Origin of the sequence: Endozoicomonas sp., assembly GCF_965196975.1 — a bacterium.
Classification (GTDB): domain Bacteria; phylum Pseudomonadota; class Gammaproteobacteria; order Pseudomonadales; family Endozoicomonadaceae; genus Endozoicomonas.
This window is the reverse complement of record NZ_OZ239981.1, coordinates 305,247-326,443: the sequence shown is the minus strand read 5'-3', so window position 1 is coordinate 326,443 and position 21,197 is coordinate 305,247. Positions and strand designations below refer to the sequence as shown.

Sequence of the window (21,197 nt, the reverse complement as noted above, 5' to 3'; positions counted from 1 at the left end):
ATGGTTGCACTTACCACAACAATAGCCATAGACAGTGCAGAATTTAATGACAACCGTCGTCAAATGCAGGCACTGGTTGATGAGCTGCAGCAGAAGTCTGATCACCTGAAGCAGGGAGGCCCTGAAAAAGCCCGGGAAAAGCACATCAGCAAAGGGAAGCTTCTGGCCAGAGATAGAATTGCCATGTTGCTGGACCCCGGCTCCCCCTTTCTGGAAGTCGGATTATTTGCGGCAGACAACGTTTATAATGAAGAAGTGCCCTGTGCAGGTGTGGTTGCCGGGGTTGGTCAGGTTTCAGGTCGCGAGTGCATGATTGTCGCGAACGATGCCACGGTGAAAGGTGGGAGCTATTTTCCGCTCACCGTTAAAAAACATTTAAGAGCTCAGACCATTGCAGAGCAGAATCAACTTCCCTGTATCTACCTGGTGGACTCCGGTGGCGCTAACCTGCCCAGGCAGGATGAAGTGTTTCCTGATCGGGAGCACTTTGGCCGAATTTTCTTTAATCAGGCCAATATGTCAGCCAGGGGCATTCCACAGATTGCCGCGGTGATGGGGTCCTGCACCGCCGGCGGCGCCTATGTCCCGGCAATGGCCGATGAAAGCATTATTGTCCGGCGTCAGGGCACCATTTTCCTTGCCGGCCCTCCCCTGGTTAAAGCTGCCACTGGTGAAGAGATTACCGCGGAAGCTCTGGGTGGTGCGGACGTTCATTGTCGTAAGTCTGGCGTTGCAGACCATTATGCTAATGATGATGCCCATGCCATCAGCCTGATTCGACAATCGGTATCCCGACTCAACTCCGTTAAGAAAGGCCAGTACGATCATCAGCCAAGTGTTGAGCCACTGTATGACATCAGAGAGCTCTATGGGGTTGTCCCTTCGGACTTGAGACAACCTTATGACGTCAGGGAAGTGATAGCCCGCATTGTTGATGGTTCCGATTTTGATGAGTTCAAGGCACTGTTTGGTGAAACGCTGGTGTGTGGCTTTGCCCGTATTCATGGACACCCGGTCGGGATTCTTGCCAACAACGGTATTCTCTTTTCCGAATCCGCCCAGAAAGGTGCGCACTTCATTGAACTGTGCTGTCAGCGCAAAATACCACTGGTATTTCTCCAGAATACCACCGGTTATATGGTGGGATCTCAGGCAGAGTCCGGGGGGATAGCCCGTCATGGCGCCAAAATGGTCAACGCCGTTGCCTGTGCCAGAGTTCCCAAATTCACGGTGATTATCGGCGGCAGTTTTGGTGCCGGTAATTATGGCATGTGCGGTAGAGCTTATGACCCCCGGTTTCTCTGGAGCTGGCCCAATGCGCGTATTTCCGTGATGGGTGCAGAACAGGCAGCCAATGTACTGGTTCAGGTCAAACGTGACGCCATGGAAAAGCAGGGCCAGATATTAAGTGAAGAGGAGGCCCAGGCCATTCGGCAGCCCATTCTTGAGAACTACGACCACCAGGGGAACCCATACTATGCCAGTGCACGACTCTGGGATGATGGTGTGATTGACCCCGCTGATACCCGTAACGTCCTTGGGCTCGGTCTTTCTGCGGCAATGAACGCCCCCATTGAAGACACCCGCTTTGGCATATTCAGGATGTAAGTCTGAAGAGTACTCATCACAATGAACTACAAAAATCTGATACTCGATATAGAAACTCTCAGTGGGCAGTCCAGCAAGATCGCTACGCTCTGCCTTAACCGGCCTGAAACCGGTAACGCACTGAATGAAGCACTGATTGCAGAAATGCACCAGGCGCTTGATCAGATTGAGCAGACGCCCACACGCCTTCTGATACTCAAGGCCAATGGGAAACACTTCTGTACCGGTGCTGACCTCAACTGGATGAAACAGTCAAAAGCACTGAGCAAAGCAGAAAACTATCAGGATGCCCGACAACTGGCCGGATTGATTCAACGGCTGGACCAGTTCCCTGCCCCCACCATAGTGGTAATCCAGGGAGCTGCCTTTGGTGGAGCCCTGGGATTGATCTCTGCCTGTGATATTGCCATCGCCAGTAAATCCGCAAAGTTCTGCCTGAGTGAAGTCAAACTTGGGCTGATTCCTGCGGTAATCAGTCCTTACGTGGTTCGAGCCATGGGAGCCCGCCAGGCAAGACGCTATTTTCTCAGTGCCGAAACCATCTCGTCCAAACAGGCACTTCGCCTGAACCTGATTCATGAACGGTGTAAAGAGCAGGACTTATCGTCAACGGTTGAAGCACTTTGTCATCAAATCCTTCAGAACGCACCGGTTGCCATGGCAGAGGCTAAACAACTAATCGATAACGTCAGTAATCAACCGATTGATGAACACCTGATTGACCTGACCTGCGACCGAATCGCCAGCATTCGCACGTCACCGGAAGGTCAAGAAGGTTTGAGTGCTTTTCTGGAAAAGCGGACTCCTGGATGGAGAGAACCATCAACAGGGGAGCAACACCATGATTAAACGCCTGCTGATTGCCAACCGTGGGGAAATTGCCTGTCGTATTATAAAAACTGCCCATGCCATGGGCGTTGAAACCATTGCCCTCTACTCCGATGCAGACCATCGGGCACTCCATACGACGATGGCCACTAAAGCTGTCTATGCTGGACCGAGCCCTGCTCTGGAGAGTTATCTGGATATTAAAAAAATATTATCCATCGCAGAACAGGAACAGGCGGATGCCATTCACCCGGGCTATGGCTTCCTGTCAGAAAATGCCGGCTTTGCCGAAGCCTGCCAGCAAAAAAACATTATCTTCGTAGGACCTCCAGCTTCGGCTATCGATGCCATGGGGTCAAAAAGTGAAGCCAAAAAAATCATGGCAGAGGCCGGGGTGCCTCTGGTTCCCGGATACCACGGCGATAGCCAGAGTAACGAAAGTCTGATGGCTGAAGCCGGACACATCGGTTATCCCCTGCTGATCAAGGCTGCTTTTGGTGGTGGCGGTAAAGGGATGCGTGTTGTCGACAGTTCAGAGAACTTGAAACAGCAACTGGAGTCTGCAAGGCGTGAAGCAGAAAAGGCCTTCGGCAATGACAAACTGCTCCTTGAACGTTTTGTCACGAAAGCGCGCCATGTCGAAGTTCAGATTTTCTTTGATCAACTGGGAAACGGTGTTTTTCTGTTTGACAGAGACTGCTCACTGCAGCGCCGTCATCAAAAAGTGATCGAAGAGGCGCCGGCTCCCGGACTGACTCCCGAACTGCGCGAAGCCATGGGTAATGCTGCGGTAGCCGCTGGAAAAGCCATCGGTTATCAAGGGGCTGGTACCGTAGAGTTTCTGCTGGATGGTGATCAATTCTACTTTATGGAAATGAACACCCGACTCCAGGTAGAGCACCCGGTAACGGAAATGATCACCGATCTTGATCTGGTTGAGTGGCAGTTAAAAGTAGCGTCCGGTGAACCTCTTCCATTGGATCAGGAGTCATTACACTGTCATGGCCATGCGGTTGAAGCCCGATTGTATGCAGAAAATCCAAGGCAGGATTTTCTGCCCACCTCTGGACGTATTCTGGCCCTGGAATGGCCAGAGAACCATGGCAACCTGCGTATTGATACCGGAATTCAGTCCGGTGACAGCATCACCGCCTGGTATGACCCCATGATGGCAAAAATTATTGCCAGAGGCTCCAGTCGAAAAGCAGCAATAGAACAGCTCCAGACGGCGCTGGCACAGTATTACCAGGCGGGGATCTGCGATAACCGGGACTTTCTGGCCCACCTGCTGGCAACTCCTGAGTTTATTGAAGCCCAGCTCAGCACAGACTTTATTGATCATCACCCATTCCCCCCGGTATCAATGGAGCAGCGGCACCAGCTATTAGCCGTTGCAGCTATATATCAGTTTGAAACACGGGCAGCCCAAAAACCGATTAACGATAATTTATTTCAGCAGCAACCTGGCTCGAACTTACACGTGGAGTCCCTGATACAGCTCTACCTTGATGATCAGAGCTGGCAAATTCGCGTTAGCAGGCAAAAGGCTGGCTACAAGCTCTCGTTTGCTGAACAAGACTTGTTTGTCACCGCAGACTGGCAGGAAGAGCCACAGGGCATGTCCTGCTCACTGGGAATCAGCATTACTGATCACACTAAAAGCGGTTCACCTTCTGATAACACGCTGAGTTGCAGAGTGATCCCTCTCCCCGGAGAAAGACTGAAAGTCATTCTTCCGGATATCAGCCATGAAGTTGCACTTCCTGGCCATCCCATGGAACATGAAGATGATCAGGATAACGTCCCTCTTGCCCCCATGAGCGGCTCTATCACCTGCGTGATGGTAAACAAAGGTCAGTCTGTGGAGCAGGGAACACCACTTCTGATGATGGAAGCCATGAAGATGGAACACTGCATCACAGCAAAAGAGCCCGGAACCGTTGATCGGATACTTTATAAGGAAGGTGACCAGGTTGCCGCAGGCTCTCCATTACTGACGTTCACCGAATAAGCGATAAAAACAATAAAGTGGAGCAAAAGGATGTCCAGTGACACCGCCAATTCACAGCGACTGCCAGACAGGGTCACGCTCGTTGAGATGGGTGCCAGAGACGGGCTGCAGAATCAGCAGCAGATACTCTCTGCTGAGATTCGCTCAGAGCTGATCAACCATCTTGCCAGAGCCGGCCTGCAGCGTATTGAAGTGGGTAGCTTTGTGTCGCCCAAAGCAGTTCCTCAAATGGCAGAGTCCCACAAAGTCTTCGGTCTGCTTCATCGACAACCAGGGGTCACCTATGGTGCCCTGACCCCAAACCTTAAAGGTTTTGAGGCGGCTCTGTCCGCTGGCGCTGATGAAGTAGCCGTATTTGCTTCCGCCTCAGAAGGGTTCAGTCAGAAAAACATCAACTGCTCAATCGCCGAAAGCCTGCAGCGTTTTTATCCTGTTATGGAAGCCGCAAAAAAACACGGTTTGAAAGTCAGAGGCTATGTTTCCTGTGTCATGGGCTGTCCCTATGATGGTGATATCGACCCTGCCGCTGTTGCAGAGGTTGCCCGGCAACTCTGGCAGATGGGCTGTTATGAAATTTCCCTCGGAGACACCATCGGCGTCGGTACCCCCCTCAAAGCCAAAAAGGTTCTGGAACACACTTCCAGAACGATTCCCATCTCATCACTGGCTGCCCACTTTCACAATACCTATGGACAGGCGCTTGCCAATGTTTATGCACTGCTCGAAGAAGGCCTGTCTGTGATTGATACTTCTATTGCAGGCCTTGGGGGGTGCCCTTATGCACCAGGAGCATCGGGTAATCTGGCCACAGAAGATGTGGTTTATATGCTCGAAGGGATGGGCATAAAAACCGGGGTAAATATGGAGGAACTGCTAAAAGCAGCTACATTCATTTGTGACCAACTGGGCATACCCTCAAGATCAAACGCCGGGTTTGCATTAAGCAGTTTGATTCACCCTTCGGGGTGAACTGCAACTCACCAATCAAGAAGGCTCTCCAGAAGAGCATCCAGAAGAGAAGGCTTATGTCAGCACTGTGGATACCGGATCAAAAAACAATAACATCATCCAATCTTCAGGCATTCATCAACCGCGTTAAAGAAGTCACAGGTTTGCCACTGGAGAATTATTCGGACCTTTACCGATGGAGCATCGAAGATCGTCCAGCCTTTTGGCAACTGCTTTCAGAGTTCTACAGGGTACAATTTCATGCACCACCCTCCTCTGCACTAATAAACGACAGCATGCCAGGTGCTGAATGGTTTCCCGGCTCAACACTGAACTATGCAGAACACCTCCTGCAGCGAAAAGACCACAAAACAGCCCTGATATTTAGAGGAGAGAATGGCTGTCGCAGAACCTTGAGCTATGAGGAACTCTATCAATCAGTAGCGGCTGCCCAGCAGGGGTTGATTCAGGCGGGTATCAAAAAAGGGGATCGTGTAGCAGCCTTTATGCCCAACTGTCCGGAAACCATAATTTTGATGCTCGCCAGCACGGCGCTTGGCGCCATCTGGTCATCCTGCTCTCCAGATTTTGGTATTCAGGGCGTTCTGGACCGTTTCGGACAGATTGAACCCAGACTACTGCTCACCGTAGACGGTTACTTTTACGGTGGTAAAAGCATCAACTGCATGGAAAAAATAGAGCGGATTCAGCAAAAAATCCCCTCTCTGGAAACGACCGTCGTTGTGCCTTTTGCCAATCCTGAGCCGAATATCGAGCCTCTCAACAATGCGGTGCTCTGGCCTGATTTCTGCCAACCATCGAATGACCTGGTGAGCATCGTTCCTGTCGAGTTTAGTCATCCACTGTTCATTATGTACTCTTCAGGCACAACAGGCGTTCCCAAATGCATCGTACATGGTCACGGTGGCACTCTGCTGCAACACCTCAAAGAGCTGGGCCTGCATACAGACCTGAAAGAACAGGACACGATTTTTTACTTTACGACCTGTGGCTGGATGATGTGGAACTGGCTGGTTTCATCACTGGCTATTGGCGCGACTGTCGTTTTGTTTGACGGTTCCCCTTTTTATCCCGAACCATCAACCCTGATGGATATGGCAGAGGCTGAGAACGTTTCTATTTTCGGCACCAGCGCCAAGTACATTGCCGCCCTTCAGAAGGCAGGAGTCAAACCTGCCAGCAGCCATAACCTTGAATGTCTCAAAGCCATTCTATCCACCGGCTCCCCCTTGCTTCACGAAAGCTATGACTATGTGTTTCAGGATGTAAAACCCGATGTGCGACTTTCTTCCATATCCGGTGGAACGGACATCATCTCCTGCTTTGCCCTGGGCTGCCCGATATTGCCGGTGTATCGTGGTGAATTGCAGTGTCGGGGACTGGGTATGGATGTTCACTTTGTGGATACAGCGGGCACTCCTTTAATCGAAGAGAAGGGAGAGCTGGTCTGCCAGTCCAGCTTCCCATCCATGCCCATTGGTTTCTGGAATGACCCCGACGGCAGTAAATATCACAACGCCTACTTCGACGAGTTTAAAGGGGTCTGGGCTCATGGAGACTACGGCGAGCTGACCCGGCATGATAGCGTCATCATTCATGGTCGGGCAGATGCTGTCTTGAATCCGGGAGGTGTTCGTATTGGTACCGCCGAGATTTATCGACAGGTCGAAAAGGTAGAGGAAGTGCTCGAGAGCATTGCGGTAGGACAGGAATGGGAAGACGACACCCGCATTGTGCTGTTTGTTCAGCTGCGTGATGGCGTGACACTCAATGATGAACTGATCAGGAAAATCACTCACACCATCCGCAGCAACACAACGCCTCGCCACGTTCCCGCCAAGGTTCTACAGGTAACCGACATACCAAGAACCATCAGCGGTAAAATCGTTGAGCTGGCGGTACGGGAAGTCATTCATGACCGCCCCGTAAAAAATACCGATGCTCTGGCCAACCCGGACGCCCTGGATCTCTTCAGAAACCGTCAGGAACTTTTTTCCTGAGCTTTTTCCTAACGCACTTCAGGGCTCAATGTATGAGCCTTGGTAGCTTTCCCAGCCAGATAATTAAAAAGGGATAACATTCGCTGGAACCACACCTGAACGGGATCATCCTCAGCTAAGAGCTGAACCGATGAAGTGCAGTTTGCCCACTGAAACGTTCCAAAAAGCAGGTAGTCGGCTCCCGCAGGCTGGTCTCCGTTCAAGTAATCCTGCCACTCCAATGTGCTTCTAACAGGTTCAAGCAGCTGCCGAAAATCCTGTATAAAGCCTTCGGATATATCTGAAAATGACTCCAGTGTCATCCCAAGACGCTGCTCTCTGGAAGCACGAAACCAGGCCTTATCTTTCTCATGAAGGCAGTTAAAAATATCCAGAATCAACAGTTTCAGTAAAGGTAAGTGAATGGTTTTCTCCACCCAGAACTTCAGGTTATAGGCAGACTCTCTTGCAGCTTCATTAACAAATAATGGTGGTTTACTGCGGTATACCGTATCCAGGTAGCTCATGATACTCCATGAGTCGTGAATGACCTGATCACCATCCACCAGCACTGGTACTTTCTTCTGATTACTGAAAGCTATTTGGTCTTTTTCGGTAAACCGCCAAGGTTTGCAATCAACAGATAGCCCTTTATGAGCCAGAGCCATTTTTACCCGCCAACAATAGGGGCTGAAGCGCAGATCGTCATCCTGCCCAGCCAGATCATACAAAGTCATCATCATTATTCTTCTTTTTGCAATAAAAAACACACCGGACTCAGAGAGTCAGTGTGAGTTTATATAAACGAGAGAGGAAAATCAGTGGGCTACTTCAAGGTTTCCTTCCCGCTCAGTCACGTAGCGATAAAGATCTTCATAAACTTCCCAGAGGTGAGAGCCAAATAAAGGGTCAGACATCTGCTTCAGATCGTTATCCACCAAAACAAGATCATCAATGGTCAATAAGGACTGCATTGCCGGAATCATAAAGTGATTTTCCAATTCCATATGCTCACGCTGTAATTCACTATAGAGCGTGTATTCCGCCAAAAGCAGATTAATGGGCACCACCTGATCAGAAGCAACCGTATTAAACGACTCCACAAGTTTCTGAGTCATTGCAGTAATCTGCTTATGTTGCTCTTCAATCATATCAAACTGAATCCGCTCTTCCTTACTGGCAAGACGGGGGCGCAGTCTGGCCATCAATCGGGACTCAAGAGGATGGTGAAATGCGTCTGGATAATTATGCATGTAATCCAGCGCTTCAATAATAATGTTAAGCTGAGGATTGTGCTGACTGCCTTCCCGGTAGCCCGACACTTCATAGTCAAGGTAATCCAGCAAGCGTGCCATATGCTGATGGTCTTTGATGATCCGGTCAATCACTGTCGTCATATAGCATCCCCCTTGGATATTTATTCTCTATTACTCTTTTTTATAGGCCCAGCTCTTTTCGAGTATTGATACAAGTCAATTTTGCCCGATTTTAGAGAATATCATGAATTATTTTTCATGAAATTGACAGATGACAACTGTAATCTCTAATTTACATTGCCTTTCAAAACACTTTCTCAGCAAGCAGCTCTTTTTATGCCCTGTATCAACAAAAAGGGCCATGTCGACAGGTAAGCTACCGCGCAAGTTGAAACTGGCTCGGAGGTTATCATGCCTAACCCCCTATATATGCTTGAATACCTGGAGTATGCCGGAGTAGATATCAAGCCACTCATTGATGAGAAAGCCATTAAAAAAGAGTATATGAGACAGATATATCGCGTAGACTCGCGAGATAAAATTCTCGATAGCAAGGGCAAAGTGGTTGGCAAATCCAGTAGCCCACGACACCTGCATTGATATCCAAAACGTCATTATCCCTTCTGTACTGGGCAGTGTTTCGCTCACTGCTTTCTTTATTACCAGCAATAATCAATTTAAAATACACTCATGGATGCTTTACTCTGGCTGACACTACTTTTTATCTTTCTCTATTACTGGTTTGATACAGCCAAGGCAAAAGAGACTGCAGTAGCCCACGGCAAAAAGGCCTGCCGAGACATGAATGTGCAATTTCTGGATGACTCGGTAATTCGCTATCGAAGCAGGCTCTCACGCGGTTCTTCAGGTCAAATGGTTATTGAACGATCTTTCCGGTTTGAATTCACCTTTGATGGACAGACACGGGAAAATGGTTTTGTCCGGTTATCCGGTCAACGACTTCTGATGCTTGAGCTTGATTATCCGGATCACAGTAATTCGGACCAGAGCAATCACCAATCCAACCGATTATATATGCACAACAGTTATTCTGAGGAATCCGATGCCTTACGCTCGAGAACTGAAAAAAGGCCAGATAGTAGACATTGAAGGCCAGTACTATCAGGTTCGTCAGGTAGAGGCGAAAAGCCCATCTGCCCGGGGAGCTCAAACCCTTTACAAGGTTCGTTTCAACTCTGTTCCCGGTGGCCAGAAACTCGAACAGACACTGACAGGGGATATTCTTCTGGCAGATGTGGATTTACAGAGAAGAGCCGTCACTCTCCTTTACCGAGAAGGAAATGAGTGTACTTTTATGGATTCAGAGGACTATTCCCAGTATCTTGTGAATGCCAGTACAATTGAGGATCAGCTTCTCTATATTGCCGACAATATGGAAGGCCTGACGGCACTTCTCGTCGACGGTCAGTTGCTGGCAATTGACCTGCCTGCATCAGTAGCCTTGGAGATTGTCGATACAGCTCCAAGTATTAAAGGGGCTTCGGCAGCGGCAAGAACAAAGCCTGCACGAGTTAGTACCGGTCTTGAAGTTCAGGTACCGGAATATCTCAGTAATGGCGAAGTTATTAAGATTAATACAGAAACCGGAAAATTCATGTCACGAGCCTGACTTTGAACAGTTTTCCAGGGGCTATCTCTGGAAAACTATTTAGCCCCTTATTTTCTCCAGATAATCAAACATTTAAAAAAAATATAATTATTCGAAATATAATACTTTTGTTTTAGTTACTAAATTCAATCGTCTATCTACAATTAGATTGTGACGTTAATGCATTTTGTCATTTTACGTTAGCTAATTGAATTCTGGTTATTTAAAAAATTAGATAATTAATTCAAATTCTAAATCCACGCTTCTGGAGACAGAAATGATCAAAACATAAATGATATAGCAAAAGGAATATTGCCATGAATACTCAGATTTTTACTCAAAATATAATTAGAGCAATTAATCTAACTCTGGCTTTGAGCTTTGCTTCATATCTTTATGCTGATCAAAACCTGATTGCCTCAACTGGTTATGGCACACGCTATTCAGAAGATATCGCTTCTTTTTCTCATTCTCATAAATCTTCATCAATGCAAAGTGATGAGAAAAAAACTGAGTTTTCTTTCAAAGAAAATAGAAAAAGCAATGAAGACCGTGTTGGTTCATTCTTTTATAAAACCATTGATGATCCAGATAAAGTTCGCAATCAAGTGGCAGGAACTGCCATTCTTTACGGGTTAGACAGCGTCGGTCTGGGAGACAGTGTCAGAGAGGGTGTCGACTTTATTAAAAAGAATACCCGTTACTCTTTCGGTGACTGTGGTGACCTGCGGCTTAAAACAGGTAACATCAGTGCTGCCAGCTGTCTGTCTGATGGTGGTTCTGTAGAACTCAATTCAAGCTATGACTTCGATTCAGTTCAACTGCAATTTAAATGGTCCTTATAGCCTATGATTGATGATGCCGCTTTGGACAAGAGCTGGTAAACTCCCAGCGGCATCATTTCAAATGGTATTAGTCATTGAACACCCGCAAACTGTATACTCAATACTACCGACAAATTGAATCTCTCACCCCCTGGCAACTGACCGCATTAGCCACTGCTGCTACTGAAAGAGCCTGGCCCAATTTTGCCTTGTTTTCAGAATTGACTGAGTTTGGAGCTCCTGAAGAGGTAAGGCACTGTCTTAACATGCTGTGGGATTATGTATCAGGGCGGCAATCCTCAAAAAACTTCGAACGATTACTTGAGCGTCTGGACGAAAATACGCCAGCTATTGACGACTTTGATATGTTTGGTGTTCAACCTGCGCTGGATTTTTCGGTTGGGCTTCATTGTGCCATTCACTGTGCTATGAAAGCATCTATAGACGAAGCGGCTAGCGCACTGACCCTGTCACTCAGCACTATCGGAAAATTCATCAAATATACGGAAGCCTCTGAACTGAAAGGAACTGAACTCACTCAGTATATTGAAGAACATGAACTGTTCGAAGTGCAGTTGAGCTTCATTAGTGAGCTGATCAGTACGATCAGCCAACAGCAAAAGCAGTCGAAGGAATTCTCGAGAGAACTACGGCTATTTTCTGCTAATGATGGCGTAAGCCAATTAGGCATAAGCCTTGAATAACTCTATTTAACGTTGGATATAATATCTCGGAGTAATGAGTATATTTTTTGCTGGGCGTTGGACATTGCTTCATAATTTTGATTATACGTTGTCATCGCCCTTTGCAACTGAACCGTCTGGAGCTGACTACTACCATTCAGGTTATCACGGGCATTAATAAGGCTTTCCTTTAATGCAACCCACTCCTCCTGGGTCAGTTGCCCCGTACCACTGGCATCACCATAAGTAATTCTTAACTCTTCTGTTAGCAGATCAATCTCTTTCTGCGTCATGAAAGGAATGGAACCAGTAAACTCAGCGGTAAGATCTGCTTCAAAAGCCAGTTTCCGTCCAAAGTAACCCGTTATCTGTTCATTTGCATCATTAGGGTTCGTCTCACTAATGCTTCCAGTTCCTGAACCATCATACTCCCAGGCATGCATGCCACCTGCTTCCAGCAATACATAACCATCATTGCTATTGGCATCAAGAGTAGTTCCATTCAGGTTTGCCGTGCCTATCGTCGGTGATGCGGTATCAACATCCGTTATAGTGAGTCCCTGATTACCACGAGTGATTGTGATGGTGGTAATATCAGCCAGGCCACCGGAAAAGTCTGTGGTGTTAAATGGTGTATCAGGTGTGCCTGTCTGAAATGTAATTTCAGTCCCATCATCCAGAATAAATGTCATATCACTCATGACCGGAATACCCACTTCTAAGGCATCAACAGTTGTTCCGGCGGGGACAGGAATCAGAGTCTGGTTTTGATAAATTAACTGATTCCCCTCGGCATCCAAAATAGTGAATGTGGTTCCACCATTACCGTCAGGCTGAACGTTGAGCCCGTAACCATTATCAAGAACGACGTTACCTCCATTTGTCGTCCATGTTGGTGCGGCATAGGTTGTCGTCCCATACTCGGCAACATTAGCCTTACCGATCAGTGTATTGATTGCGTCTACATACTGATTGCTTTTATCAATTTCATCAATAATTCTACGAACTTCTGAGTCCAGCATCTCCCCACGTTCCAGGTAGACCGCAGAGATAAAATCCTGCTGACTCATGTCAGCAGGATTAAGCGTGGTTACTCCATTATTTGTTGTTACCCCATTAACCGGATTCATGCTGTCCTCATCCCTGAAAAACAGTAGTTTTTATTTAAACCGTCCCCCCTGTAATTACTGCTTTTTACAAGACAGTTCTTTTTGGTTAAGCCTCTTTTGAGAGTGAATGCTATACAAAACCAGACCGTTTTCTTTTCACGGGTGCTTTCTTGGTTTTGGCTTTTCCTTGATTCAAAATACGGCTGGCTTTTTGCAGCTCTTTCCTTTTGACAGAGGCCTCATGAGCCATGTTATTTTTTAATTCACTATGGAAGCTGAGCAGCTCTTCCCTGGCTTTCTGCTTTTGCCGGGAAGTCCAGTAGTCACTATTAATAAAAGCGCGGAGCTTTTGCCGATCCATTCCGCCGTTTTTCATAAACTCTTCTTGTTTATCCAACAGCTCTTTGGCCTCGCGAATAGCTGCTTTCGATGCTGCAGAAGCCAGATAATTGGATTTCTTCAGCTTGGTGATGTCAACCAGCTTGAGTTTGACTGCCATGCCCGCCCCCGATAGCCATTGTTCAGATCATTTTGAAGCTCTCTGGATACCTATATCGGTCTTAATCCGAAACTATGTAGAGGAAAGGCCATTTTACCTTCAAACCTGGCTTTCAACGGTCTTACACATCAGAGTGAACGAGGAGTTCCCTCTTTTGTTTGATAAATGATGCGGATAGCAGGGGGGTATGAGCACCCATTTCCAGCAGCAGTTGGCTAGCCGTGCACAAAATGCCTACAATGTCGGCAATGTAGTGGGAGGTTCAATGGACGTTGCTGAATTCGAAGCCCTGATGATGCAGGTTCTTATCGGGGGGCTGGTAGTATTTATGGCCTTTATTGTTTATGACTTGGCGAAAAAATCCAATGCAGGTAAATGGGGGACGTTCGTACTTTTTGGTGCTCTTGGGCTTGGGGTACTCGGTTTTCTTATCAAGACATTTCTGGTTGAAATCATTCTTTAACAGGGGGTAGGGTTTATTCCTCCCCCTGAAGCTGGAAATATCAAAGGTATCCCAGCCATGACATCCAGGCACTTCCCAGGCCAAGCCAAACCAACAGGTACACAACGCTCATCATCAGCCCTGCCTTCCACCAGGTAAGAAGCGGTATATACCCCGCCCCATAGAGTATTGGGGCGGGTCCATTGCCATAATGGGTCACCACCGCACAAATATTACTCATATAAGCAAGCATAAGCGCTCCACCCAGAGGGGGAACACCAGCACTTAGCATAATTAACAGGAAGCTCGCGTACATGGCACTGATTTGAGCTGTGGATGCAGCAAAGAAGTAGTGAAAAAAATAGTACAAAGCACAAATACTGATCATTGTCAGCCAGGCTGGTAATCCACTAAATAGCCCCCCAACCCGCTCGCTGACATAACTCACTACACCAAAGTCACTTAAGTAATAGGCCATGGTAATAAATGCCCCAAACCAGATCATGGTATCCCAGGCGCCTTTATTTCCGCGAACGTCATCCCAGTCAAGCACTCCAGTTAAAAGCAGGATGCAAACACCAACCATAGCGACCAAGGTGGCCGAAAAGCCGAGTTTATTGCCAAAAATCCACAGCAGAAGAAGGGTTGCAAATGTGCCTGCCATAATCCACTCATCCCGAGTTAATGAGCCAAGGCGTTTCAGTTCTTCCCTTGCTACATTGACGGCCATCGGCGTTTCTTTCAATTCAGGTGGAGTTATTCGGTATAAGCACAAAGGCATCAAAATCAAACAAACAACACCGGGTAATAGGGCCCCTAATGCCCATGTGGCCCAACTAAGCTCAATACCCTGAGTACCAGCCAGTTTCGCCACCAGCGGATTACCTGCCATCCCCGTCAGGAACATGGTGCTGGTAATAGCATTGGCGTGAAAGACAATCATGACCAGAAAGGCCCCCATCCTGTTAGCCGAAGCCCCCGGCTTACTGTCATAAACATTCGCAATAGATTGCATGATGGGATAAACAACAGCACCCGCCCGCGCAGTAGTACTTGGCATCGCTGGAGCCAGAAGGGCATCCGTCAAGGTAAGCCCATACCCTAGGGTCAACGTTTTCTTACCCATTAAGCGCATGAAGTAATAGGCAATCCTTAACCCCAGACCCGTTTTAATAAAGCCGTGAGAAATAAAAAACGCGAGCACCACCAGCCAGGTAACAGGGTCACCATAACCTGCCAGTGCCTGTTTGAGTGTCAGTGTTTCAGTCAGGCCCAGGGCTGTCACTCCAATTAATGTGGTTGCAGACATCGGCATTGGTGTAACCATCACCCCAAGCAGGGTACTGAAAAAAATAATCAGCATGTGCCAGCCCTGAAGATCCAGACCAGCCGGTGCAGGTAGCATCCACAGCCCCCAACCCATCAACAACGGAGCCATATACCTGAACACGGATTTCAGGTCAGTACCCTGCTGCCGTAAATGTTCAGTACTTGCTGGTGGTGTACTCATAATAATCCCCTTTAAAAAGTATGGTTTTTGGCCACAGTCTAGTAGACAGGACTTACTGCATTTATAATTCTGACTTTTCTCATCAGTGATTAACCATGCAGGCTTCCGTTTTACGTGCTGGTCAAAAAAGCCGATTACTCCTTTTCAATAAACCCTACGGGGTCCTGACCCAGTTCACGGATCAGGAAGGGCGGAAAACCCTGAAAGATTTCATTGATATACCTGGCATCTATCCAGCCGGTAGACTGGATAGAGATAGTGAAGGGCTCTTATTACTGACCAACAATGGTCAGTTGCAAAACCTGATTGCCTCTCCGAAGCACAAGATGCCCAAAACATACTGGGTACAGGTTGAAGGAATCCCCGACTCTCAAGCCTTAGACCGTCTTCGCACCGGAGTAGTTCTAAACGATGGACCTACTCTACCGGCACAGGCAGAACTCATTGATTCTCCTGATGTTTGGGATAGAGAACCGCCCATACGTGAAAGAAAATCGATACCGGATTGCTGGCTGAAGTTAACAATCAGGGAAGGCAGGAACCGTCAGGTCAGAAGAATGACTGCCGCTATCGGTCACCCCACTCTCAGGTTAATTCGAAGTCAGATTGGTCCTTGGGAAATTGATAAGCTTGAGCCTGGCCATTGGCGAGAGCTGGAAATTCCTGCTTCACTGAAAGACAAGCTCATCAATAATAAATCCAACAGTGCGAAGTGGAAAACCTCAGGAAAACGACCTCGCTGGAAGCGATAATCCTTCAGTATTATTTACCGGCCAGCCAAGGGGCACTGGCCATAACCCTTATTGCAATTACTATTTTATCCCTATTACCCATAGACAATATCAGAGGCATTGACCTGACTTTCTGGAAGCTGCCTGTCGCTGCCGACAAAATTGCCCACTTTTTTGCTTTTTTGGTTATTGCCGGACTCATTGATGCTTTTTGTTATCAAGACAGTTTTAACGTTAAAAAAGCGACTATTGCAGCTCTCTATGGTATCTGGATTGAAAGTCTGCAATCCCTCACAGATTACCGTCATCCATCTTTTTGGGATATCGTCGCTAACTGTATTGGTATCTGCATTTATTGGATTCTAATCCCTATGTGGAAAAGAATCCCTATATTGAGACTTCGCTGGGAGTTTAAAGAGAGATAACAAACCCTATGGGCCCGTTATTCAGTCAATTCCTCTAAAACGCAAAGTCCATTACACATTAAACATGATTCTGCCGTTGTCAGCTCCTCTAAAAGAAAAATTCATCAATACTGACTAGATATTTATTATCACTGCCAGTTAGCAATGGGTGCAGGTGCAGTCACCAAAGGTTGATTGGCATTCACAGAGCAGGCAAAGCCATTACTTTTTAGAATATTGCAGGCATAGACTGCAATTTCATAATGGGTATGAGCAGAGGGGTGAACCGTATCAAAAAAGAAGTGTTTATCCGGATTTGAGCAAACAGGTACCTCCTTCCCCTGACTCACATGCGATGCGACTTGAGCTGCATCGGCAAGAGATGGGTTATTAATAATCCGGTCGACAAGGCTTATGCCAAATTTCTCTTTATGGGCATTAATATTTGGAAGCCCTGCTGTTACGCCAAGACAGGGCTTATCGGTAATCACTCCATGCTCTGCTGCACCAGAAAGGAGCTGGTTCATCATCGTTGCCGCATCCAGTTCAATAATTTGAGTCTCCTTATACCGCTCTCTAACCAATTGGAGAGAAGCCTTCAACTCATTATTATTTTCCTGAACCGTATTGGCCATCCAGGCTCGTACCGATTCTGGTGCCGACTGATACCTTGGGGTCAAATTAATATCGGGCAGATTGATAACCACGATATATTTGGCACCCAACCTGATCAGACGAGTCACATCAGAAACATATTTATCGACAACTTCCATAGAATCTGGCCAACCACTCAAGTAATCATTAGCACTGTTAAAAAACATAACCAATGAGTTTGAGTCATTAAATTTGAGGTTACCCTGAGACCAGCCACTAATAATCAACCCCTCACAGGGTGGAACGAGGCTACCGGATACAAAGTCTTCCACAGCATCTTCGGCTCCAGAGGCAATGTGAACAACCTCACTCAAGTGATCAAGCTTTTGAGGTGCACATAATGTCCAGCTACCAGCCATTGCCCGATTATCAAGACTGGCACCTAGCATATGGTGAAGATAGTCTGGCCAGACACCTTTGAATTCATCACCTCCGGTGAACATACCTTTGAGATAGTATTTGGGGTCAGGAAGAATGGGGATAGGCAACTCTTTGGTGAAATCCAGAAAAGCCATTAAGGCATCTTTTTCAATATCCAGAAGCCTTGTTCGAATCCAATGCAAGTGAATGGCCGTTGCATAGCCTGGAACATTCTGCATCAATGCATTATTCATAAATGGCAAGAGGTTGAGCATCGGCTTGCCATCAACGGTGTGCCCCTTCAACGTGTTTAATAAGGGTGCTCTCTCAATTTGATAACTGACTCATAGGTTAGCTTCAACCTTTCCAGTCATGAACTCAGACCAAAGTTGTTCCCAGCGCCCCTTACTCTGGATCAGTGCTCTTGTTGTCAAAAGCACTTCCGCTCCTGTTGCTTTCCACCTCATTCCAGAACCACATAATCGTTGCTTTACCAGAGTCTTACAAGCCGCTTCAGTAACTCCTGAACCTATTGGCCAATGGCGTTTAAGCGCCTGATGATAATTCATTAACTGGTGATTGTTTGTAAAATAGCTCACAGCTTTGTAGCGCTTCTCTGTCAGTGCGATTGTCTTTTTCGGGAGCTCGGCTGATTCAATTTCCTGAAGGATTTTTTTGGCTGCTCCACGCTTGTTTTTCAAACTATGTAGCCTGTCTTCAAGCCACTGGTGTCGCTTCGCCTTACTGGTTGGAAACAGTGCTTCCGCTGCTCCAGCTAAATATTCAGATGCATGATAAAAATCGAGTATCTGCCCAGAGGTATGTTGTTTCAAATAACTCCAGTTTTCTCTAGCCCCGTCAGCTACCCCGATGTATGTGGCATTTGGGTAGAGTCGTTTTAGATCTGCAATCTCCTCGTCGAGCTTGCTCATAAAGCTTTGTTTACCATACTCTGGCGAACTGGCTGTATATATCGTGTGGAGCCTGTCTCCATCTGCAGAATATAGGCTCAATGTCCCACACATGGCTTCCCTCCAGCCTTCTTCACAAAGCAGCATGCAGGTTCCATCCAGACCAATGGCTATTGTTTCAACAGGCTCTTTTAGTGGAGGAAGGTGGTAGTGAGTGTCTTGCTGGTCTTCAATTAATGCACCTACTCTGTCCGATAAATGCTTGATATAAGAATTTGAAAGCGTCCTTTGATGGTTGGTCTCAAAATCTTCTTTTACCGCAGGCGCTGGCATCTGGCTGTATTTCCAGGCGATAGACTTGGCAAATTTGGGGGTAGCTGAACCAATAATACCGGCACGAAGATCAAGTGCTGCCAGAGTACTGCCACCTCTGACACCCTGATATACGGAGCGCTCCAAAGGTATACGACCGTATAAGGTTTCATAGTGCTTAAGAACCTTTCCTTTGTAGTTCCACTTCTGCTGATTAACGACGATAGGTTCTTTATTGGGTGATTCAAATAGCCCCAATAACTCTTTTGTTCCAAGCTGCCCGGCTTCATTGAGTGCACGCTGTAAACTATCTTCAAGATTCAGCATGTTGCCTGAATCTATAGAAACTTCAATTTGCAAAACGATGCTTTTGGTAGAGCTGGAAATAACAGAAGCGGGCATGACAGTTAACTATTATGAGTGGTGTTCCCATAGTAGCTGTGAAAATAGAGCACTATTGTTTCAATCATTCAGAGAGAGCACCCTTTAATAATTTCCATGTTGAAAACGGACCATTACCATCAGAAACACTATCTCCAAACACCAATAGATTATCGATATGAATCAAGCCAGGAGTTTCATCAGAAAATGACCGTTGGGGGAAGAAAAAGCAGAAAGAAACAATAACTAAAAAACAACACCCCTTCGGAAAAAATCTCATTGTAACAATCCTGAATTCACCCTTAACAAGAGTGAAGGTAGCCCTAGATCAGGATTGCTACCAATGAAAGTTCGGATGATATTTGTCGTTTAATATAACAACAAAAACAGTGAGTTTTTTTAAATTACCTGACTTAAAAAAGTCTTCAACCGCTCATTTTCCGGTGTATCAAAAAAGGTATTTGGTTCACTATCAACCAATAGTTCACCTCCATCCATAAACAGGACACGATCAGCCACTTCCCGCGCAAACCCCATTTCGTGGGTAACCACCACCATGGTCATCCCCTCTTTGGCCAGCTGTTTCATAACATCCAGAACTTCACCGACCATTTCCGGATCAAGCGCACTGGTGGGTTCATCAAACAGCATAATTCGAGGCTGCATTGCCAGTGCTCTGGCAATGGCAACCCGCTGCTGCTGTCCACCCGACAGTTGCGGAGGAAAGCTGGCAGCCTTATCCGACAACCCTACTTTCAGCAGAAGGGCTTTTGCCCGTTCTTCTGCTTCAGTACGACTGATTCCACGAACCTTCATGGGAGCCAGGCAGATGTTGTCCATTACTGACAGGTGAGGAAACAGATTAAACGACTGGAAAACCATTCCCACCTCTTCCCGGAGCTTATTCACATCTCCGGGAGTGGTCAGAGAGATGCCATCAACAACGATCTCTCCATCATTAATAGTTTCCAGCTGATTCAGAGTTCTCAGGAATGTCGACTTACCAGAACCACTGGGGCCAATGACCACGACGACCTCACCTTCCTGAATATTCTGATGAATATTCTTCAGTGCATGCACGCCGTTGGGATAAACTTTCTCAACCCCGGTCGCCTGAATAATGGCTTCAGTCTCTGACGGCATATCTCACCTCCAAACGACGAACCAGCCAGGAAAGCGTGGCTGTCAGAACCAGGTACAGCAAGGCAACACTGAACCACACTTCAAACGGGCTGAATGTCACACTCACCACTTCTCTTCCAGCCTTGGTAAGGTCCGTGAGTGAGATAACGGACACCAGTGAGGAGTCCTTGATCAAGTTGATGAACTGGCCTGCCAGTGGCGGAAGCACCCTCTTGAAAGCCTGCGGCAGAATGATATACCGCATGGTCATACCACGGCTCATTCCCAGACTTCGTCCTGCCTCCATCTGTCCCCGGCTGATCGACTCAATGCCTGCCCGGATGATTTCTGCCACATAAGCCCCAGTGAATACGGACAGCGCCACCACGCCTGCGGTGAATCGCTCCAGATCCATCACGGTGCCAATAAAGAAATAGACAATGAATATTTGCACCAGCAGGGGCGTTCCCCTCACCAGCTCAACGTAGACGGTCGCAAAGTGCCGCAGTGCCGGATTAGGAGATATCCGAGCCAGCCCCGCCAGAGCACCAAGAAGAATGGCGAAAACAATCGACACCAGTGAGAGCTTGATGGTCATCCAGAGCCCATTGGCTATCGGTCCTGGCTGCCAGTGATAGTTAACCGCCAGAAGATCGCCTTCGAAGATCAGATCACCGTCCCCAATAGCAATTTCCTGATAACCGGCAACAGTAACACGCTCACTGTCGTCACTATCATTAACGAGGGTCAGCTCTCCTCTTTCATTACTTTCTATGGTGCCATCAAACTCCGCACGAAGCTCATCGTGGGCCTGATAAACAATGTACTGGGGAATTCGATCCCAGCGCCAGATGTAGTCAATCGCTTGACTGGACTTGTAGATACCCAGACCCAACAGCAGCAATATGGCAGCAAAGACCAGATTCCAGAGAACCTGGTTTGGCTGCTTTTCCATTTGCAAAGGCTGGCCTTTCACGGGTTTACCCTGCAGCATC

The 21,197-nt window shown here is 47.2% G+C and carries 22 protein-coding genes; 13 read left to right on the top strand and 9 right to left on the bottom strand.

Features of this window, described 5'->3' with window-relative positions:
- Genes ACOCLE_RS01595 through ACOCLE_RS01575 form a run of 5 tightly spaced genes read left to right on the top strand, consistent with a single transcriptional unit; the run spans position 1 to position 7,416 of the window.
- A complete protein-coding gene (locus ACOCLE_RS01595; protein ID WP_419535234.1) occupies positions 1-1,608 on the top strand; it encodes a carboxyl transferase domain-containing protein in 1,608 nt (535 codons plus the stop codon).
- Positions 1,609-1,629: 21 nt separating this feature from the next.
- A complete protein-coding gene (locus ACOCLE_RS01590; protein ID WP_419535233.1) occupies positions 1,630-2,457 on the top strand; it encodes an enoyl-CoA hydratase/isomerase family protein in 828 nt (275 codons plus the stop codon).
- Positions 2,450-4,447 (top strand): acetyl/propionyl/methylcrotonyl-CoA carboxylase subunit alpha, encoded by a 1,998-nt coding sequence (locus ACOCLE_RS01585; RefSeq protein ID WP_419535232.1) that lies wholly within the window; start codon positions 2,450-2,452, stop codon positions 4,445-4,447. Before ACOCLE_RS01590 ends, ACOCLE_RS01585 begins: the two co-directional genes overlap by 8 nt.
- A gap of 30 nt (positions 4,448-4,477) precedes the next feature.
- Positions 4,478-5,416, top strand: a complete 939-nt coding sequence (locus tag ACOCLE_RS01580) for a hydroxymethylglutaryl-CoA lyase (RefSeq protein WP_419535231.1) — start codon at positions 4,478-4,480, stop codon at positions 5,414-5,416.
- A gap of 56 nt (positions 5,417-5,472) precedes the next feature.
- Entirely contained in the window at positions 5,473-7,416 is a 1,944-nt protein-coding gene (locus ACOCLE_RS01575; protein ID WP_419535230.1) for an acetoacetate--CoA ligase, read from the top strand.
- Positions 7,417-7,424: 8 nt separating this feature from the next.
- Here ACOCLE_RS01575 and ACOCLE_RS01570 read toward each other — a convergent pair whose 3' ends face one another.
- Both ACOCLE_RS01570 and ACOCLE_RS01565 read right to left on the bottom strand, forming a co-directional pair.
- Complete coding sequence (locus tag ACOCLE_RS01570; RefSeq protein ID WP_419535229.1) at positions 7,425-8,135, bottom strand: glutathione S-transferase N-terminal domain-containing protein; 711 nt, start codon at positions 8,133-8,135, stop codon at positions 7,425-7,427.
- Between the two features lie 78 nt (positions 8,136-8,213).
- Positions 8,214-8,792, bottom strand: a complete 579-nt coding sequence (locus ACOCLE_RS01565; protein WP_419535228.1) for a hemerythrin domain-containing protein — start codon at positions 8,790-8,792, stop codon at positions 8,214-8,216.
- A gap of 270 nt (positions 8,793-9,062) precedes the next feature.
- Here ACOCLE_RS01565 and ACOCLE_RS01560 point away from each other — a divergent pair, with 270 nt between their 5' ends.
- The 5 genes from ACOCLE_RS01560 (at position 9,063) to ACOCLE_RS01540 (ending at position 11,788) form a co-directional block, all read left to right on the top strand.
- Positions 9,063-9,251, top strand: a complete 189-nt coding sequence (locus ACOCLE_RS01560; RefSeq protein ID WP_419535227.1) for a hypothetical protein — start codon at positions 9,063-9,065, stop codon at positions 9,249-9,251.
- Positions 9,252-9,341: 90 nt separating this feature from the next.
- On the top strand, positions 9,342-9,761 hold the full coding sequence (locus tag ACOCLE_RS01555; RefSeq protein WP_419535226.1) for a DUF3301 domain-containing protein: 420 nt from the start codon (positions 9,342-9,344) through the stop codon (positions 9,759-9,761).
- Positions 9,715-10,281: an elongation factor P-like protein YeiP gene (gene yeiP, locus ACOCLE_RS01550; RefSeq protein ID WP_419535225.1), complete on the top strand. Its 567-nt coding sequence runs from the start codon at positions 9,715-9,717 to the stop codon at positions 10,279-10,281. The genes ACOCLE_RS01555 and yeiP overlap by 47 nt, the downstream gene beginning before the upstream one ends.
- 296 nt (positions 10,282-10,577) lie before the next feature.
- On the top strand, positions 10,578-11,105 hold the full coding sequence (locus ACOCLE_RS01545) for a hypothetical protein (protein ID WP_419535224.1): 528 nt from the start codon (positions 10,578-10,580) through the stop codon (positions 11,103-11,105).
- Positions 11,106-11,179: 74 nt separating this feature from the next.
- On the top strand, positions 11,180-11,788 hold the full coding sequence (locus ACOCLE_RS01540; RefSeq protein WP_419535223.1) for a DUF416 family protein: 609 nt from the start codon (positions 11,180-11,182) through the stop codon (positions 11,786-11,788).
- A 2-nt stretch (positions 11,789-11,790) separates the two neighbouring features.
- Here ACOCLE_RS01540 and ACOCLE_RS01535 read toward each other — a convergent pair whose 3' ends face one another.
- Both ACOCLE_RS01535 and ACOCLE_RS01530 read right to left on the bottom strand, forming a co-directional pair.
- A complete protein-coding gene (locus ACOCLE_RS01535) occupies positions 11,791-12,897 on the bottom strand; it encodes a hypothetical protein (protein WP_419535222.1) in 1,107 nt (368 codons plus the stop codon).
- Positions 12,898-13,006: 109 nt separating this feature from the next.
- Complete coding sequence (locus tag ACOCLE_RS01530; RefSeq protein ID WP_419535221.1) at positions 13,007-13,375, bottom strand: hypothetical protein; 369 nt, start codon at positions 13,373-13,375, stop codon at positions 13,007-13,009.
- A gap of 187 nt (positions 13,376-13,562) precedes the next feature.
- On the opposite strand from ACOCLE_RS01530, the gene ACOCLE_RS01525 reads away from it, so the two are divergent.
- Positions 13,563-13,838, top strand: coding sequence for a DUF2788 domain-containing protein (locus ACOCLE_RS01525; protein ID WP_419535220.1), 276 nt, complete (start codon positions 13,563-13,565; stop codon positions 13,836-13,838).
- A 40-nt stretch (positions 13,839-13,878) separates the two neighbouring features.
- Here ACOCLE_RS01525 and ACOCLE_RS01520 read toward each other — a convergent pair whose 3' ends face one another.
- Complete coding sequence (locus ACOCLE_RS01520; RefSeq protein ID WP_419535219.1) at positions 13,879-15,222, bottom strand: DASS family sodium-coupled anion symporter; 1,344 nt, start codon at positions 15,220-15,222, stop codon at positions 13,879-13,881.
- A 200-nt stretch (positions 15,223-15,422) separates the two neighbouring features.
- On the opposite strand from ACOCLE_RS01520, the gene ACOCLE_RS01515 reads away from it, so the two are divergent.
- Positions 15,423-16,079 carry a pseudouridine synthase gene (locus ACOCLE_RS01515; RefSeq protein ID WP_419535218.1) on the top strand — a complete coding sequence of 219 codons (657 nt, stop codon included), beginning with the start codon at positions 15,423-15,425 and terminating at the stop codon, positions 16,077-16,079.
- Positions 16,040-16,483, top strand: a complete 444-nt coding sequence (locus tag ACOCLE_RS01510; protein ID WP_419535217.1) for a VanZ family protein — start codon at positions 16,040-16,042, stop codon at positions 16,481-16,483. Before ACOCLE_RS01515 ends, ACOCLE_RS01510 begins: the two co-directional genes overlap by 40 nt.
- 128 nt (positions 16,484-16,611) lie before the next feature.
- Here ACOCLE_RS01510 and ACOCLE_RS01505 read toward each other — a convergent pair whose 3' ends face one another.
- The 4 genes from ACOCLE_RS01505 to ACOCLE_RS01490 all read right to left on the bottom strand — a co-directional run bounded on the left by ACOCLE_RS01505 (position 16,612) and on the right by ACOCLE_RS01490 (position 21,196).
- Positions 16,612-17,715, bottom strand: a complete 1,104-nt coding sequence (locus tag ACOCLE_RS01505; protein WP_419535216.1) for an SGNH/GDSL hydrolase family protein — start codon at positions 17,713-17,715, stop codon at positions 16,612-16,614.
- Between the two features lie 105 nt (positions 17,716-17,820).
- Positions 17,821-19,101, bottom strand: a complete 1,281-nt coding sequence (locus ACOCLE_RS01500) for an ISKra4 family transposase (protein ID WP_419532972.1) — start codon at positions 19,099-19,101, stop codon at positions 17,821-17,823.
- 378 nt (positions 19,102-19,479) lie between these two features.
- Positions 19,480-20,223: an amino acid ABC transporter ATP-binding protein gene (locus tag ACOCLE_RS01495; RefSeq protein ID WP_419535215.1), complete on the bottom strand. Its 744-nt coding sequence runs from the start codon at positions 20,221-20,223 to the stop codon at positions 19,480-19,482.
- Positions 20,207-21,196: an amino acid ABC transporter permease gene (locus ACOCLE_RS01490; RefSeq protein WP_419535214.1), complete on the bottom strand. Its 990-nt coding sequence runs from the start codon at positions 21,194-21,196 to the stop codon at positions 20,207-20,209. Before ACOCLE_RS01490 ends, ACOCLE_RS01495 begins: the two co-directional genes overlap by 17 nt.
- Position 21,197: the final 1 nt, after the last annotated feature.